This window comes from Psychrobacter sp. JCM 18902 (assembly GCF_904846615.1).
Lineage (GTDB): Bacteria > Pseudomonadota > Gammaproteobacteria > Pseudomonadales > Moraxellaceae > Psychrobacter.
The window spans coordinates 324,982-342,184 of sequence record NZ_CAJHBK010000001.1 but is presented as its reverse complement, the minus strand read 5'-3'; the positions used below and the strand labels follow the sequence as shown (position 1 = coordinate 342,184).

Below are 17,203 nucleotides of genomic sequence, written 5' to 3'. Positions count from 1 at the left end.
ATATAATCATCATGATATAGCGCATTACAGAGAAGCATGAACAATAGAATAAAACAGTCTTTATTTACTACAACAATATAAAGACCATCATCATTTTGCTAAATTAACGCTTTTTATCTTTATTGGTGAATTTCTGCTTATCTTTGGTAGTAAATTTCTGTGCCCGATTACGCTCGCGTTGGCGCAACTGTTGCGTCTTCGCTTTGGTTGGTGTATCGCTCTTGTTGGCATATGGGTTGTCATTTTGTTTAAGGACAACGTTGAGCGGCGTGCCTTCGAGCTTAAATACTTGACGGAATTGGTTCTCCAGATAACGCTGATAGCTCTTAGGTAATGCACTGGTCTGGTTACCATGAATGACAATCACGGGCGGATTGTGACCACCGATGTGAGCGAAGCGCAGTTTAATACGGCGACCAGCAACCGTTGGTGGTGGATTGGCTGTCACCGCATCTTGCAGAATCTGAGTCAAACGATTGGTTGATACTTCAAACATCGAAGATTTATAAGCACGCAAGATAGACGGGTATAGATTACCCACACCAGTGCCATGTAGTGCTGAGATTAGATGCACTTTTACATAAGGGATAAAGTTAAAGCGGCGATCCATCTCAATCTTGATATAATTTTTCTGATCAGTAGTCAGACCATCCCACTTATTAATCGCAACAACTAAAGCACGACCCGCATCAAGCGCATAGCCAATCATATGCAAATCTTGATCAACGATACCTTCATGCGCATCAATAACAATAACGGTTACGTTAGAATCTTCGATTGCTTGCAGGGTTTTAATGACCGAGAATTTTTCTACTTTTTCATCAATTCTGCCGCGGCGGCGTACACCAGCAGTATCGATTAAGACGTAGTCCTTACCCTCACGTGTATAAGGAATATAAATACTGTCACGTGTGGTACCGGGCATATCAAAAACCACTACTCGGTCTTCACCCAATAGACGATTGACTAGCGTCGATTTACCAACGTTTGGACGACCTATGATCGCTAACTTCAAACCTTTTGGCTCTACGACATTCTCTTGCTCAGGCATATCAGCCGTCAATATTTCAAGCAAATTACCGACACCGCGACCATGACTTGCCGCCATCGGATATGGCTCACCCAATCCTAATGCATAAAATTCGGCAGGTGCAGCGTCGTGAGCACCATCGACTTTATTGGCAACCACATAGACTGGTTTGCCAAGTGTATGTAAAAACTTACCAATCTCAGCATCTGCGCCGATCATACCAGCACGAGCATCTACCACAAATACGATGATGTCTGCTTCATGAATCGCCGTATGTGATTGCTCAGACATATAGTCATCAATGTTGCCGCTACCGTCATCCGCCTCACCAATACCACCAGTGTCTACAACGATAAAAGATTTGTCTTCATAGGTCGCATCACCGTACTGACGGTCACGAGTCAGTCCTGACAAATCAGCAACCAATGCCTGCCGACTTTTTGTGAACTGATTAAATAAGGTGGATTTACCGACGTTTGGACGACCAATTAAGGCGACCACAGGCTTGATACTCATGGGTTACTCTCAGTGAAAGGCACAATGGCGGGCAGTACAGTTATTCTTATAACCAGTGATATAACAGTAGTCGTGAATAAGCTGCTCTTGACCGCAAATTAAAATGAATGATAAAACAATAGTAAAAATAATAGTCAGCTATTTTACAATTAGCAAGTGGTACATAAGATGACTAAATGATAAATAATATATATGGATAGCACCTACGGCGCATCGGTCGCATAGAGTACGCGAAAGCCTGTATTTAAACAAGCAATTTACACAAGGCACTAAACGCTGACGAAGCAGCGTTTGTGTTCTCTAAAATTGCAATCCATCAGTTGGCTTAACGATAATATCAAACATACTATCTAAGTAAGCATTAACTGATAAAAAGATTAGCGGGCTAACTGCCAAATAGCAACCTGTCCTGATGTGCTCTGTGTCATCAAGCGGCTGCCTTGTACTTGCAAGCTACTCAAAGCACCCTTAGTTTGTACACGGCTAACGATTTTACCGCTAGCTGGATCGAATAAGTGTACCATGCCGTCAAAATCACCCACGGCAATATAATTGCCAATCATTACAGGATTGGTTAAATGACGATAAGCCAGCTCTTCACTTTCCCAAAGAACCTCACCATTACTGCGATTATAGGCAACCACTTTGCCCTCTAAGCTGGTACCAATCACTTGCTGGTTATTTACAGCAAGTGACTTTAAGCTGGCAAGCTCGTTGACAAACATGACTTGACGCGAAGCCAAATCAATACCTAATAACTGACCACTATAACTGATGGCAAATAGCTGGTTTTTATCGACGATCGGCGTACCATCGACATCACTCATGCGCTCAACTTCACTACTACCAGTGCCAACGCCAACACGTCTTGACCACTGCGGTAAACCACTATCAGTCGTCACCGCATGTAAACGACCATCAGCAGTCGCCAATAATGCCGTTTTGCTATCTAATAACGTTGGCGCCGCACTACCGCGTACACTGATGGCTGGCACTTGTGTGGCAAACTGCCAGACAGACTGACCTGTCTGTAGTGACAAGCCATGTAAAAAGCCATCGTTCGCTGATAGAATGACACGGTTATTGGTAATTAAAGCGGGTGTCAATACTGATCCTGATAACTGCTTCTGCCAGCGTTTTGCGCCAGTCACACTATCAAATGCCATCACTTGACCGCCGCGTGTGCTAATAATCGCTGTTTGGCTTAAAGCATCTAAAGCAACACCGCCCGTGATTTGATCGCCAACGTTGATCGACCATAAACGTTCGCCTGCACTGTTAAAGCCGGTCAAGTCCCCACCGCGCGATGCAGTGACGATTTGGCCATTGACATAACCTACTTCCAAGTCTAATGGATCTTTCTTACTGGCTTTTTTATTGCCAATATCTGTGCTAAAAACCGGTTGCAACACACTGATAGGCTCAGCAATCTGTACCAGCTTGACTGGATCATTGACGACGGGTTTAATACCGCGATTACACCCAATCACTGCAGTGCCCATCACTGCCAATACTGCCACATGCATCACCGTCGATTTGATGGTTTTAGCTTTTGATATCTTGCTAGAGCGAATAGATTGAGTCATTATGAGTTCTCACTACAAATAAATTATTATTAATTAGTAAATTGGTTATCAGTAAATGTAAGATCGACGATTAGTACTCACCAAGCACATTCAATGAGTGCTAGTGGTCTATGCGACGCTATTGTTTTACTGCACCACTTAGCTTGTAGAACGGTTGTAGATACGCGCTATTGACTAGCAATTATCAGGCATTAGGTAGAACGCAAACGCTATTATTGGTTAACAGCGCTTGTCACTATACAATTATTGCGCAACCTCGGCAGCAGCATTTTCTTCCACCAAGGGCTGTGCAGGATTACTTGACTCTTGAATCAGACTGACTGGTTCGTCGATAGGCTCAGGTACGATGCCCAGACTCTCCATCTTTAATGCCAATACTGCACGCGTCTCTTGACGATTGCGTAACAACTCCCAAGCATTATTGTAAGACTTGATCGCTGAGTCTTTATTATCTTGTGCCAAATAAATATCCCCTAACAACTCTTGTTGGCTGGCTTCAAATGAGCTTGGCATATCATTGTTGGCTTCTGCTAATGCAGCATCCGTATCGCCTGCCGCTAGTAACGTTGTCGCATAGCGCAAACGAGTAATTGCCTGTAAACCTGCATCACCTAAGTCAATAGCCAATGCTTTTTTGAGGGTTTCACTTGCTTCGGTAAATTCATTATTATCTACTTGCTGACGCGCTTTAATCATCAGTGCCTGCCAAGCGTAAACCGACTCACCATGCTTGCTGACTAGCGCATCAATATCTTTATTTAGCTGGGTGCGACTTTGGGCAAGTGCTGCTTGTGCTTCTGCTTCCAAATCAGGGTTTTGTGAGGCCAAACTGACTTCTTCATTCAACCGCTGAATGTCTGCATAATGATCTGCTGCAACGGTGTCTACGCGCGCATGGTTGTCCTGCCAATATGTCCAACCAAAATAAGCGGCCAGTGCCAACAAAATCGCAGTGACAATATAGCTGCCATACTGCTTTAACGCTTGCATTGAATTGTCTGCATTCGGCGAATTGGGTGTCAGAGCCATATGTGTTTACCTGATAAAAGTGTTATTAAATTGCTAATGCTAAAACCGCAATCGATTACTGACGGATAAAATTTTCTTTGCTCGACAACCAATCTGTCGCAACCGTCTGTTGTTCGCCCGTCTGCATGTCTTTAACGCTGAGGGTATTATCATCCAGCTCTTGCTGCGCAATAATAACGGTCAATGCAGCACCTGACTTATCGGCTTTCTTCATTTGCGCTTTTAGGCTCGTCGCACTCGCCATTTTCACCCGAATATCTGGGCGACTATAGCGTAGGCGTTGGGCATAGCCAATACCCGCACTATAAACTTCTGGATGCGCAACCACGAAAACATCGCAAGCGGGAACATCAGCAATCGGCGCAACCGCTTCCATTAACAATAACAAACGCTCAAGCCCCATGGCAAATCCAACAGCAGGCTCAGATTTTACTTGCTTATTGCCATCAGTACCGATGGATTTTAGTTGCCCAATCAAACCATCATAACGGCCGCCTGCACAAACAGTCGCTTGGCTACCAAGCTTGTCGGTCACCCACTCAAAAACCGTTTTGTTATAATAATCAAGACCGCGTACTAAGTGTGGATTGATCTCAAAATTAATACCCAGCTCTGTTAAATAGGCTTGTACTTGCTCAAAATGCGCCACGCTTTCTTCACCTAAAAAGTCAGCAAGCTTAGGCGCGTCTACCAATAGAGCTTGGGTGCTTGCTTCTTTGCTATCTAAAATACGTAGCGGATTGGTGGTCAAGCGGCGCTTGCTGTCTTCATCCAGCTGATCTTTTTTATCGGTTAAATAAGCAACCAATGCTTCGCGATAAGCATAACGCTCATCCAGCTCGCCTAGACTATTGAGTTGCAAGCGCATCTCATCCTTTAGACCCAACTCCTGCCACATCAGATGGGTCATCGCGATCAGCTCAGCGTCAGCATCTGGTAAGGCACTACCAAAGCTTTCAACACCTATTTGATGAAACTGACGATAACGACCTTTTTGTGGACGCTCATAGCGAAACATTGGACCGATATACCATAATTTAGGCGTATCACCGCGCAGCAAGTTATGCTCAATCACAGCACGCACCGCCCCTGCTGTACCTTCAGGGCGTAGAGCCAACGGCGTTGGTGGCTCAGACTTATCGGTAAAGCTATACATCTCTTTTTCGACAATATCAGTCGCGCCGCCAATGGCACGCGCAAACAAATCGGTTTGCTCAACGATTGGCAAGCGAATATGCTCAAAGCCGTATCTGCCCAGTACTTCAGCCAATATCGCTTCTAAATGCAGCCATTTTGCGGACTGATCAGGCAAAATATCATTAAACCCTTTGATAGCTTTAATCATGGTACGGTCGTATCCTTAAAAATTTTAACAAGTGTTTCTTTTATTTTTTGCTCATAATAGTGTTTTATTTTACGCGGATAATTTCATTTTCGCGTTTTTTAGCCAAATCTTCGGCATGTGCACGTACCATACCTTCTATTTCATCGACCAAATTGTCGGTATCGATAAGATGGCTTTTTTCACCCATACGATATACCAAGGATCTTGGTGCGGCACCAACAATGCCAATATCGGCCTCTTTCGCTTCACCAGGACCATTTACCTTACAGCCGATCACAGACAGGTTCATCGGTTCACGAATGTCTTCTAAGCGCGACTCTAAAGCGGTCATGACTCTAATCACATCAAACTCTTGGCGCGAGCAGCTTGGGCACGCAATAAAGTTGACACCATTAGAACGTATATTGAGCGATTTTAAAATATCAAAGCCGATTTTAATTTCTTCTTCAGGCTCTGCCGCCAGTGAGATACGAATGGTATCACCGATGCCATCTAATAATAAACCGCCCAGTGCAATCGCAGATTTAACCGCGCCCGTACGATAAACGCCCGCCTCGGTGACGCCTAAATGCAGCGGATTATCAATTTGGGCAGAAATCAGGCGATACGCATCCAAGGTCAAAAACACATTGCTGGCTTTAACCGATACTTTATATTGATCAAAATTTAGACGATCTAATATATCAATATGGCGCATGGCTGATTCAAGCATCGCCTCGCCAGTTGGCTCGGTATATTTGCGCTGAATGTCTTTTTCGAGCGAGCCTGCATTGACACCGATACGAATAGGGATATTGTAATATTTGGCACAGGCGACCACTTCACGTACTTTGGCATCGCTACCGATGTTACCTGGATTAATACGCAGACAGTCAGCCCCTGCTTCGGCAACTGCTAACGCAATTTTGTGGTCGAAATGCACATCAGCTATCAAAGGCACACTGACCAGCTTACGAATTTCGCCAAAAGCTTTGACCGTATCCATCGTTGGCGTCGACACCCGCATCAAATCCGCACCAGCTTCAACGCAGCGTTCGATTTGGGCGACAGTTGCTGCCACATCGCAAGTATCTGTATTGGTCATACTCTGCACACTAATCGGCGCATCACCACCAATCGCGACATCACCGACATATATTTTTTTGGTAAGGCGACGGTTAATAGGCGCTGACGTTGACATAGACAAACCCTTCAGTTAAAGCGAAAAAACGCAGAAAAAACACACTTATAATAGCTTGCAGATAGCAACTTTTAAAAATAAATCTTGTACAGCAGTCGATAAGACTAGCATTCAAAATCAGCCGCTTAAAAAGTTAAGGCGCTAACTCAAAATCGGCTTGCTTATCCGCTGCATAAGTATTTAGCGCAACTGCTTCTTGGTTAAGCATTATGCTGACATTATCAACATTATCAATTTGTACATTAAACGGCGGCGTACCTGACAGTTTATAATCCCCAGATGTCTGCGAGCCACTCATTAAACTACTACCAGAGGCATCAGTAATACTCACGACGGCGGTATCCGTCAGTTTGACATCTAAAGACGCTGGACTTGCATCGCCGCCCAAGTTTAGAGCAGAGCCAGAGGCACCAACGCCCATCTCATCAGTATTGATTGCCGCCCCTTGCGCTTGCTCTATCGCTGAGACGTCTTCGACCGTCGATACTGGCTGCTCGGTATTCTCTTTACTTGCATTACTCACCATGCGAAATAAGAAAATCGCTAAAATAATGACACCAATAACGGCGATGATCAGTAGTGGGTTAAAACGAATACGATTGTGCGTATCACGTTGCAACGTGCCCATAGGTCGCAGTGGCGTATCCGTGTTATTCACTGACTTTGCTTTCAGCTCCGTAGGATAAGCGGCATCAAAGCTGGTCGCTATTTTTACAGGATCTAAACCCAAAAACTTAGCATAATTGATGGCAAACCCACGGGCAAAAGCAGCTTGCGGCATCTCCGAAAAATTTTCATTCTCAAGCGCTTGCAAATGACGCTTTAAAATAAATAACTCGGCAGCTACCTCGTCTAAGCTGACTTGCTTATTTTTACGGGCTTGCTGCAACACGGCACCAAATGATCCCTGAGCGTTAGATTGAGTGTTTAATGATGGGGTGGTCATTTCCATGGTGCCTCTGGATTGTTAAGCCAAGTCTTAAGTTGTTTTGCTTCATCACTTAAAGGATAAGCAGATAAAAGCTGCTGTGCCAATTGCTGGCGCGTCGTTATGTTATTTTGTGCAGCGGCCAATTTGATACCTTGTAATAGCAAGCGCGGGCTAATGCCCTGCCCTTGCACCAGTATCAAGGTTTCATCATAAAGCCTTTGAGCCTGGGGAACACGTTGCTGCTCAAGCAATAAGTCGACCAACTCGATATGGGCAATAATACTATTACGATTGCCATCAAGTGCCCGCAAGAATGCTTTAGCAGCCGCACTGCGATCCCCTAGCTGTAAGTAAGTGCGCCCTAGATTCTCTAGCGCACCAATACGACCTTCGTAACCTAATGCTGAACCTGCAATCTCAAACTGCTCTGCCGCCTCACGATAGCGCTTCATTTGTGACAAATAAACGCCATAGTTATTGTGGGCTTGCTCAAAATCTTTATCAAGCGTGATCGCTTTTTTAAAATACTGATCGGCTTTTTCGAGATTGAGTCGACTGCCCTCTTGCTGCAGCAAAACGCCCATCATATCATAGGCTGGCGCGTAACGGCTATCAGCAGCAAAGGCTTTTTCGAGTTGGCGCTGAGCGGTATCAAGCTCATTTTTGCGGATATATTGCGCGGCAAGTGAAGTGCGCACGCGAGCAATTTCTTGTTGATCTAAGTTACGATTGTCATTGGGTCGCGTAGACGTTTGATAAGCCGCGATGTTTGTCAAATCATTGGTCGGCGTGCTTTGACAACCAGTGAGCAGCAGCCCTACCAACGCCGTCACTAATACCGTACGCTTCGACATCGCTACTGGGTCAATAGCCCCTAGTCCATTCGCTGTACTCAATCGCTTATAAGTCTGAGAAAATATTTTTTGATAATTGAACTGACAAGAATTTCTAGAAGTCATCATAGCCGCCATCATAAAACTGTGATTCAATGCGTTCGATCCTCGAGGCATCAGTTTAATAGATTTAGCCCGCATAAGTACAATTTAGTTGTCATTAATTGCTGTGCACATCCAAACTAATCGTTATTGCTACATTTTTATTACCATTGCGACAGATAAAAGACAAATACGATGCTACATCGAAAATGTCTATTCACCATTTATATGACCATCATACTAAACACTTTCACGATCCTTGATGCTTTGCTGCCACGCGGCTGAACGACGGGTTCTGTCAGCCACTTGCCCAACCAATTGACCACATGCCGCATCAATATCATCACCGCGTGTTTGACGTATGGTACAAACAAAACCTGCTTCACTTAATATGTTGCTAAAGGCATGAATACGATTATTACTCGACTTATCATAATTTGCATGAGGGAACGGGTTAAATGGTATCAAGTTAATCTTACTCGGTAAATCGCCCAATAATGCGACCAATTGCTCAGCATGCTCATTACTATCATTGACACCATCTAGCATCACATATTCAATAGTCACGTGTTTTTTGTGGCGCGGATTGACTTCAAAAACGTAATTTCTCGCTGCCGCCATGAGCTGCTCTAATGGATATTTTTTATTGATCGGCACTAATTCATTACGCAGCTCGTCGTTTGGTGCGTGCAATGAAATCGCTAAAGCCACGTCAAGCTCCTGTGCCAACTCGTACATTTTTGGCACCACACCTGAAGTCGACAAAGTAACGCGGCGTTTTGATAAACCATAAGCATGGTCACTGAGCATCAATTCCATCGAGCTGACAACGGGACGATAGTTTAATAACGGCTCGCCCATACCCATCATGACGACGTTGGTGACGTTGTTTTCCCATAAACTATGGTCAACTTTTTCTAAACTATCATTTTCATCGGTCATATAAGAGGCATTTGCCACCCATAACTGTCCAAGAATCTCAGCCGCCGTCAAATCGCGCTCAAAGCCCTGCTTACCCGTACTACAAAAGCTACAGTCGAGCGCACAGCCCACTTGCGAAGAGACACACAAGGTTTTACGACCGTTTAATTTACTATCATCTGCGGGAATCAATACGGTCTCGACCAACGAGCCACCCGTGACTTCAAATACCCATTTACGCGTACCATCATCGCTGTATTGACGATGAATCACTTTTGGCGGAATGACGCAGGCATTGGCTGATAATTTATCACGCAAAGATTTACTCAGATTGGTCATTTGCTCAAAATCAGTGACACCCTGCTGATATATCCACTTAATGACTTGCGTCGAGCGAAACGGCTTTTCGCCAATACTCTTAAAGTATTCCGCCAGCTGCGCTTGTGTCATACCTAGTAGATTGGTTTTCGCCTGCGCCTCGTCTACTAATTTTATACTCTTAGTAGTCTTAGCAGGTACGTGTTGGACGTCAGTTTGAATAGGAGTTTGAGCAGTTGACATAATAAATAACCTTTTTGCATCTACTGGTATAAGCGATGCAATTGTTGAGATGGGTGTTGCTAGACGTACTCAATATATGAGTGCATAAGCAATCCGTTATGAGCGCATTTTTTACCAAAAACCGAAAGTAATATGCTGATAAAGGATTGATAACGCTATATAAAACCAATAATGAGGGAGAAAAGTTGAAATTTCAACACTAAAATTTCAATGCATAGTCAGACTATTATAATAGCTAAAACGGCTTATACCAAAAGATATAAGCCGTCTCGCTACACTAATAATTTAAATCAATTTTATAAACCATTAGCGCATAGTGAATCAAATATAGATCTGTTACAAGGAAGACGAGCGCCAATTGTACATTGAGTACATTAAGCGAGTCTGACACCGTAACAACCTATATTTGGTTTACTATATTAACGCGTACGTGCACAAACTTCATCTTCATTGAAGAAGTAGCTGATTTCACGTGCTGCTGATTCTGCTGAATCTGAACCATGAACCGCGTTTTCATCGATGCTGCTAGCGAAGTCAGCACGAATAGTGCCTTCAGCGGCGTCTTTTGGATTAGTAGCGCCCATGATATCACGATGCTTAGCGATCGCATTTTCGCCTTCTAATACAGATACCAATACTGGACCTGAAGTCATAAATGATACTAGATCGTTGTAGAATGGACGCTCAGCGTGCTCAGCGTAAAAACCGCCCGCTTTTTTATCATCAAGTTGCATCATTTTAGCGGCAACAATTTTTAGACCTGATTTTTCAAAACGATCGTAGATAGCGCCGATATTGTTGCCAGCTACTGCGTCAGGTTTGATGATAGATAAAGTACGTTCGTTAGCCATGAAAAGCTCCTAATAAATAATGAATTCGATAAAAATGAGATGGTAAATACTTTGTTTTATCTTTGGCCGCAATGTTGACTTAGGCATATTTAAATAACTCATGGTCTATCAATGCGATAATATGAGCGCCAACACAGGATTGCTGCCTATTATAATGATTAGCGCTATAAATGATAGGGTTAATTTATGACCGCACCTTGCATAAAAGTAAATTTATTACCGCAGCTTATCTTAAGACAAAGTGAGCATTCATCAATAGCAGATTCTTACCCTACGTATCTCATCACTAACTATCTTTGTCATTAATGAGCATAAAACCAACTTGGCGAAAACTCTATGTAAGTGTTACCAACAAAAATCCCTCAGCATATAATGCTAAGGGATTTTATTAATACGCAGCTATGAAGGTCACTGCTTTCAAGCAATACTAAAAAACAACTACTCGCCTAAGCGGCTGTCGCGGCAACTGCCAGCGCTACATTCACGCACACGATCATTTAAGAAGTTCACTCGCTCAGTTGTCACCCGAGTCGCACAGCCCATATTGACAAAAAATCCTTCATCATTATTATAACTACATTGGTCATTACGCTCGCGTATCCACGCCAGTTGTGCGCGCTTTAATTTGGATTTTTGCTGGCTATTTAACTGCTTAGCCAATTTTGCATAAGAATTATTCAGCTCTTTATCCGCTTCTAAATATACTTTCGTTAAGCAATATAAATCATCAAAATCATTGTTGGGTTTATCACAGTTTTGCGCGCCCCATGACAGCATAGGAAACATAAAAGCCGCAGACGTTAGCAGCGCTAAAGCTGTTTTGCCTATAGAGTGCTTGATAATAGTCGCTTTCATCACGTTTTCCTTTTTATATATTGATAAAATTACATTCATTTATGACATAATATACCAATTAAACCAGAATAATGTTAGCAATTCTCTCTTTTATACTATTTTTTCTTATCTCAATTTATTCAATTGCCAGATATCTTGATTTTTTATCATTAGAAATTAATAGTGATTAACACTTTTTATCACTTGCCATTAATAATAGTTAGCATAATAAAAAATGATGAGAATTTACTCATAAGACATTACTCATAAAAAAATCCCAATGCTCAGCACTGGGATTTTTTATGAACGCTTAAACTAATTAAGTTTTATGATAAGAAACTAAGCATCATACGGGTCGCGCAATACAATTGTTTCTTCGCGGTCAGGACCGGTTGAGATAATATCAACTGGGCAACCAATCAACGCTTCGATACGTTTGATGTATTTTTTAGCATTTTCTGGAAGTTCATCATAGTTAGTGATACCAACGGTTGACTCACTCCACCCTTGCATCGTCTCATATTTAGGCGTTACTGACTCATAGAATTCAGCATCATGTGCGCCTGCACACTCAGTTTCAGGCAAGTTATAACCCACACCGATTAGTAACTCTTCAAGACCATCTAATACGTCAAGCTTAGTTAAGCAGATACCTGACATAGAGTTCAGTACCACGGCACGGCGTAATGCTTCCGCATCGAACCAACCACAGCGACGCGCACGACCAGTGGTCGCACCAAATTCATGACCGACTTTAGCCAAATGCGCACCAACATCATCAAATAGTTCAGTTGGGAATGGACCACTACCGACACGGGTAGTATAAGCTTTAGTGATACCAAGTACGTAATCTAAGTACAATGGACCGATACCTGTACCAGTAGACACGCCGCCAGCAGTTACGCTTGAGCTGGTCACAAACGGATATGTACCATGATCGATATCAAGTAATGTACCTTGCGCGCCTTCAAACATCAGGTTCTTGCCAGCCAGACGCAATTGATTAAGGTCTTCGGTTACATCAGTAACCATACCTTTAATCTCTTCTTTCCACTCTTGGCAAAGCTTAAGTGTCTCATCAAAATCAATCGCTTCAACTTTATAATATTGAGTCAGTTGGAAGTTATGATATTCAATTAAGTTGCGGAGTTTTTCTTCTAAATCATCACGGAACAAGTCAGCAAGCTTAATAGCACGGCGGGCTACTTTGTCTTCATAAGCAGGTCCAATACCCCGACCTGTCGTACCAATTTTACCGGTACCGCGTTTTGCTTCACGTGCTTGGTCAAGTGCCACATGATACGGCATGATAAGTGGGCAGTTTGGAGAGATACGCAGACGCTCACGTACAGGTACGTTGTTATCTTCTAGCTCTTTCATCTCTTTTAATAAGGCGTCAGGTGCTAATACCACACCGTTACCGATGAAGCAGGTAACGCCTTCACGTAAAATACCTGATGGGATTAAATGTAGGATGGTGGTTTTGCCATCGACAACTAACGTGTGACCAGCGTTATGTCCGCCTTGAAAACGTGCAACTGCTGAAGCTTTTTCGGTTAGTAAATCGACGATTTTACCTTTACCTTCATCGCCCCATTGGCTACCCAAAACTACGACATTCTTACCCATGATCAATCCTTACCTTTATGTATTGAGGTGTGTGCAATAACGGTTTAAAACCTGTGATAACTTTCGTTATCTTGATTTTAAAGACGTTAAAAAATGGTAATAATACTAATATTAAAAATTAATGCTTAAATACTCTGTAACTGCCAATGATTATCTATAAAGCTCAAAAGATGCGTCATATCAGAGGGACGATCTTCTGCATTCAATGGCATGGTGACGCGATAGCCTTGCTCACGTAGACTCTCAACCTGCTGTAGCAGTATCTGTCTCTGTTCTTGGTTCGCACTGCTCAAGGCTTCATAGTCGACCAATACGATGATTGGCGTCTCAAGCTGCGTGTGTGCAAGCAAACGACTGACATCCATACTAAAACCAGTAGCTTCACGTGGCTGATTAATTGCCAACTGGTTGCCACTTTGCATACCATCGAAACGACCGCCACGTACCAGAGGTTGCGTCTCACTATTGATATAGCCGTTGAACACAATACCCGTGTGATAATGATAGCCTGATAATTCCGTCACATCGATACTCACAGGGCATTGCCACTGGTCTTGTAGATGCGTTTTTAAGCGTTGTAATTCATTGATAGCAGTCGCGACTTGCGTGTCCTGCTGTGCAGTCTCTGACAATCTCGCCAATAGATTGGTAATATCATGGCCAAAACGTGCCAATGCATAAAAATCATCACCCATTGACAATAACTGGCAGACACGCTTTAGCTCTGGTAGATTTTTATTGGCATATAAATGCATGAGTTGCTCAGTGTCATTATCAGACAACGCTGCCAACTCAGCCAAGCGTTTGAATATCGCCACATGACCCAAGTCTATATGCAGCGTCGCACTCATATTTAGCTTATTTATCATGCCAAACAAAACATCTATCAGCTCAATATCTGCGGCAAGTGAAGCACAGCCAAATATTTCAGCGCCGAGCTGCAAAGGCGTACGTGAGCCAAATAGCCCTGATGGCAAGGTATGAATCACATCACCTGCATAGCAATAACGCGCAATACCTGTGCCGCCCCAATGCGCATCAATACGCAAAATCTGCGGGGTGATATCTGCACGCAGACCCATCAAGCGACCCGTTAGCTGATCGATAATCTTGAAGGTTTGGCGCTTTAAATCTTCTGAGGCGCCACTCAACAATGACTCAGTAAATTCAATCATTGGTGGATTAACCAACTGATAACCATGACCAATAAGCTGCTGAGTCAGCTGATACCTAAGCACTTCTTGCTTACGCGCATCTTCGAACAGCACATCCACCACCCCATCAGGCAGCAACCAGCTATTGGCAACGTCGCTGGCAAAGTTGTTTAAATATGGCATGCTAGTAGAGGTAGCAGTGTTTTCAGCAGGCTGAGCCGCCGCTTCATTAGTCGTATTTAACTGGGCAAGTTTTGCAGAATCAGAACTGACAGACACAATAAATCCTTGTTTGGCGTATCGCTTACCAAAAACGCGGTACTGATGCGGTACTTAAAGGTTATATTTACAATTGCATTGACGCCATGCATTTTTATTTTTAACGCGCAACATCATTGACCCAATTATTTATAAACAAACTAGGTAGCCGCAAAAGGGTGAGTAATAAGTATAATTTAGAATGATAAGACGAGTATCTTTATGCGCTAATAAACGGCGTTAAATAATCAAGGCACTTTATGCTTTAGTTTAGCATAGCAGCCAAGGTTCGCCTAGTGACAATTAGCCACAATTACTATCTAATTACGTCTTATCAGCACTTAATCTATGAAGGTTATCTATAGACTATATAAGTAATCGTTGACTCAAAAATGGTTACCATCATTTTATATCATAAAGAAAATAATGAGCAAAGTGAGAACGACGCCTTCGATACCGACTCATGGTACACTAAGCCATATTTTTATCTCGGAAGCCTTATGTCATCTGATTACCACCCAAACCCTGCCAACAATCAAGCCAATGTCTTAGGTACGGCACTTGCCAGCTGCTGCTTTGACCCTATTACCGGTTATTACCGCAACGGCTTTTGTCATACTGGCAACCATGACGTCGGTCAGCACACCGTATGCGCCAAGATGACCAGCGAGTTTTTGAACTTTTCTGCCAGTCGCGGCAATGATTTGATTACGCCGCTACCTGAGTATGGATTTTCTGGCCTCAAGCCTGGTGATTATTGGTGCATTTGCGCGTTACGCTGGGTCGAAGCTTTGGACTTTGATATTGCCCCGCAAATCAAACTAGAAGCTTGCCACGAAAGCTTATTGAGCTTGGTCGATATTGATACTTTGAAAAGTTACGCCCTTTAATAACGATTATTATTAACAACAATCATTATAAGTTCTGATTGTGACACGTTTTTTACTTTATAAAGGGAGGGTGTATGGAAAACAATAACGACCAGTTGATCAAAAAAACCGCGCGTATTGCACCTAACTCTAATATCAATCGTATTTACGCCGATATGAATGATGAACATCTCTATCTAGACAATGATGACAGCTATATCTATGGCGATGCTGATACCACCACTGAGGACACCATCGAGACCATGACGGTCTACGATCCTGACTCTGAACGCTATGAGGATATTGACTCTTCCAGTGCCGATGAAGTCGTCAATTGCTATGCTTACTCACGTAAAACGGGTGAAAATCTCGATAAATTGGCGCTAAACGATGTTAGTCGTGCCTTAAATAATAATGGTCAGTTTATTTGGCTTGGTCTCTATAATCCAAGCCTAGAAACCATGGTCAAAGTCAAAGAAGCCTTTGGGCTACATGAGTTGGCGATTGAGGATGCATTTGCCGATCACCAGCGTGCCAAAGTCGAGAACTACGACAATGACATGGTGTTTGTGGTATTGCGTACCGCTAAGCTTGAGGACAATGTCATTCGCTATGGCACCACCGCGATATTTATGGGCAAAAACTACCTGATTACCATCCGTAATGGTCCATCAAACTCCTACGCACCTGTCCGTGAGCATTGTCATCGTCGCCCTGAAAAGCTGCGCATGGGGCCGATATTTGTACTGCATGCTATTCTCGATTTTATCGTGGATAATTATATGCCGATTACCGATCGTTTAGGTCGCTATTTGCGTGAGCAAGAACGTTACGTGTTTACCTATGAGTTTGATAAAGGTACATTAAAAAACCTTTATGAGCTCAAATCGCAACTCGTACATATGCGGGCGATTATTTTGCCAGTACAAGATATCTGTAGTTTTTTTATCAATCATAAAAAAAGCGAGATGGTCTCTGGTTTTTCTCAGGCCGCTAAGCCCTACTTTCGCGACGTCAATGACCATTTGCTACACTCATTAGACGCCATTAATGGTCTGAATGAGATGCTGAGTGTGGTCATGAATACCTATATGGCCATGGTTAATATGGGACAGAACGAGGTGGTGCGTAAGCTTGCTGCTTGGGCAGGTATTTTAGCTGTACCGACGGCCATTGCAGGTATCTATGGGATGAACTTTGATTTTATGCCCGAGCTGCATTGGCAATATTCCTACTTTGTCATCATGCTCATCATTGGGTCATTATGTGGCTATTTATATTACAATTTTAAAAGGCTTAAATGGTTATAACCAAAATTTATAGTTGATGTTTCATTGATAGTCAGCGTTCAGCTTTTAAAAACAGCATCCTTCATGGTGCTGTTTTTCCACTTTATTATTGATAATAATTCTTATTTGTAATACTATTCACATTTATTATTGCTAAACTCTTGCCGCCATTTCTATTATTCCAATGCCATCATATACGATTGACTCAGTCAATAGCACAAACCCTACAACCGTCGGATTTGTATGGGACGGTTTTGTTATTTTACGGCTGGCGTACTGACATAT

14 protein-coding genes are annotated in these 17,203 nt (G+C 42.9%); 2 read left to right on the top strand and 12 right to left on the bottom strand.

Features of this window, described 5'->3' with window-relative positions; translation table 11 throughout:
• Nucleotides 1–103 precede the first annotated feature (103 nt).
• The 12 genes from der to JMY05_RS01440 form a co-directional block, all read right to left on the bottom strand.
• Entirely contained in the window at nt 104–1,546 is a 1,443-nt protein-coding gene (der, locus tag JMY05_RS01495) for a ribosome biogenesis GTPase Der (protein WP_045444868.1), read from the bottom strand.
• A gap of 377 nt (nt 1,547–1,923) precedes the next feature.
• Nucleotides 1,924–3,132: an outer membrane protein assembly factor BamB gene (gene bamB, locus JMY05_RS01490; protein ID WP_045444865.1), complete on the bottom strand. Its 1,209-nt coding sequence runs from the start codon at nt 3,130–3,132 to the stop codon at nt 1,924–1,926.
• Between the two features lie 243 nt (nt 3,133–3,375).
• Nucleotides 3,376–4,161 carry a YfgM family protein gene (locus tag JMY05_RS01485; protein WP_045444862.1) on the bottom strand — a complete coding sequence of 262 codons (786 nt, stop codon included), beginning with the start codon at nt 4,159–4,161 and terminating at the stop codon, nt 3,376–3,378.
• Nucleotides 4,162–4,216: 55 nt separating this feature from the next.
• A complete protein-coding gene (gene hisS / locus JMY05_RS01480) occupies nt 4,217–5,506 on the bottom strand; it encodes a histidine--tRNA ligase (protein WP_201613989.1) in 1,290 nt (429 codons plus the stop codon).
• Nucleotides 5,507–5,570: 64 nt separating this feature from the next.
• Nucleotides 5,571–6,686: a flavodoxin-dependent (E)-4-hydroxy-3-methylbut-2-enyl-diphosphate synthase gene (gene ispG, locus JMY05_RS01475; RefSeq protein ID WP_045444859.1), complete on the bottom strand. Its 1,116-nt coding sequence runs from the start codon at nt 6,684–6,686 to the stop codon at nt 5,571–5,573.
• 133 nt (nt 6,687–6,819) lie between these two features.
• Entirely contained in the window at nt 6,820–7,632 is an 813-nt protein-coding gene (locus tag JMY05_RS01470; protein ID WP_201613987.1) for a helix-turn-helix domain-containing protein, read from the bottom strand.
• Complete coding sequence (pilW, locus tag JMY05_RS01465) at nt 7,629–8,579, bottom strand: type IV pilus biogenesis/stability protein PilW (RefSeq protein WP_227678069.1); 951 nt, start codon at nt 8,577–8,579, stop codon at nt 7,629–7,631. The genes JMY05_RS01470 and pilW overlap by 4 nt, the downstream gene beginning before the upstream one ends.
• Nucleotides 8,580–8,792: 213 nt before the next feature.
• A complete protein-coding gene (gene rlmN / locus JMY05_RS01460; RefSeq protein ID WP_045444853.1) occupies nt 8,793–10,034 on the bottom strand; it encodes a 23S rRNA (adenine(2503)-C(2))-methyltransferase RlmN in 1,242 nt (413 codons plus the stop codon).
• 419 nt (nt 10,035–10,453) lie between these two features.
• Nucleotides 10,454–10,885, bottom strand: coding sequence for a nucleoside-diphosphate kinase (ndk, locus tag JMY05_RS01455; RefSeq protein WP_193011877.1), 432 nt, complete (start codon nt 10,883–10,885; stop codon nt 10,454–10,456).
• Between the two features lie 438 nt (nt 10,886–11,323).
• A complete protein-coding gene (locus JMY05_RS01450; RefSeq protein ID WP_045444850.1) occupies nt 11,324–11,740 on the bottom strand; it encodes a lysozyme inhibitor LprI family protein in 417 nt (138 codons plus the stop codon).
• Nucleotides 11,741–12,058: 318 nt separating this feature from the next.
• Nucleotides 12,059–13,348, bottom strand: coding sequence for an adenylosuccinate synthase (locus tag JMY05_RS01445; protein WP_045444847.1), 1,290 nt, complete (start codon nt 13,346–13,348; stop codon nt 12,059–12,061).
• 125 nt (nt 13,349–13,473) lie between these two features.
• A complete protein-coding gene (locus tag JMY05_RS01440) occupies nt 13,474–14,781 on the bottom strand; it encodes an ATP phosphoribosyltransferase regulatory subunit (RefSeq protein WP_201613985.1) in 1,308 nt (435 codons plus the stop codon).
• 479 nt (nt 14,782–15,260) lie between these two features.
• On the opposite strand from JMY05_RS01440, the gene JMY05_RS01435 reads away from it, so the two are divergent.
• Together JMY05_RS01435 and corA are read left to right on the top strand one after the other, a co-directional pair.
• Nucleotides 15,261–15,650, top strand: a complete 390-nt coding sequence (locus JMY05_RS01435; RefSeq protein ID WP_045451983.1) for a DUF2237 family protein — start codon at nt 15,261–15,263, stop codon at nt 15,648–15,650.
• Between the two features lie 74 nt (nt 15,651–15,724).
• Nucleotides 15,725–16,939 carry a magnesium/cobalt transporter CorA gene (corA, locus tag JMY05_RS01430; RefSeq protein WP_045444841.1) on the top strand — a complete coding sequence of 405 codons (1,215 nt, stop codon included), beginning with the start codon at nt 15,725–15,727 and terminating at the stop codon, nt 16,937–16,939.
• The last annotated feature ends 264 nt before the right edge of the window (nt 16,940–17,203 follow it).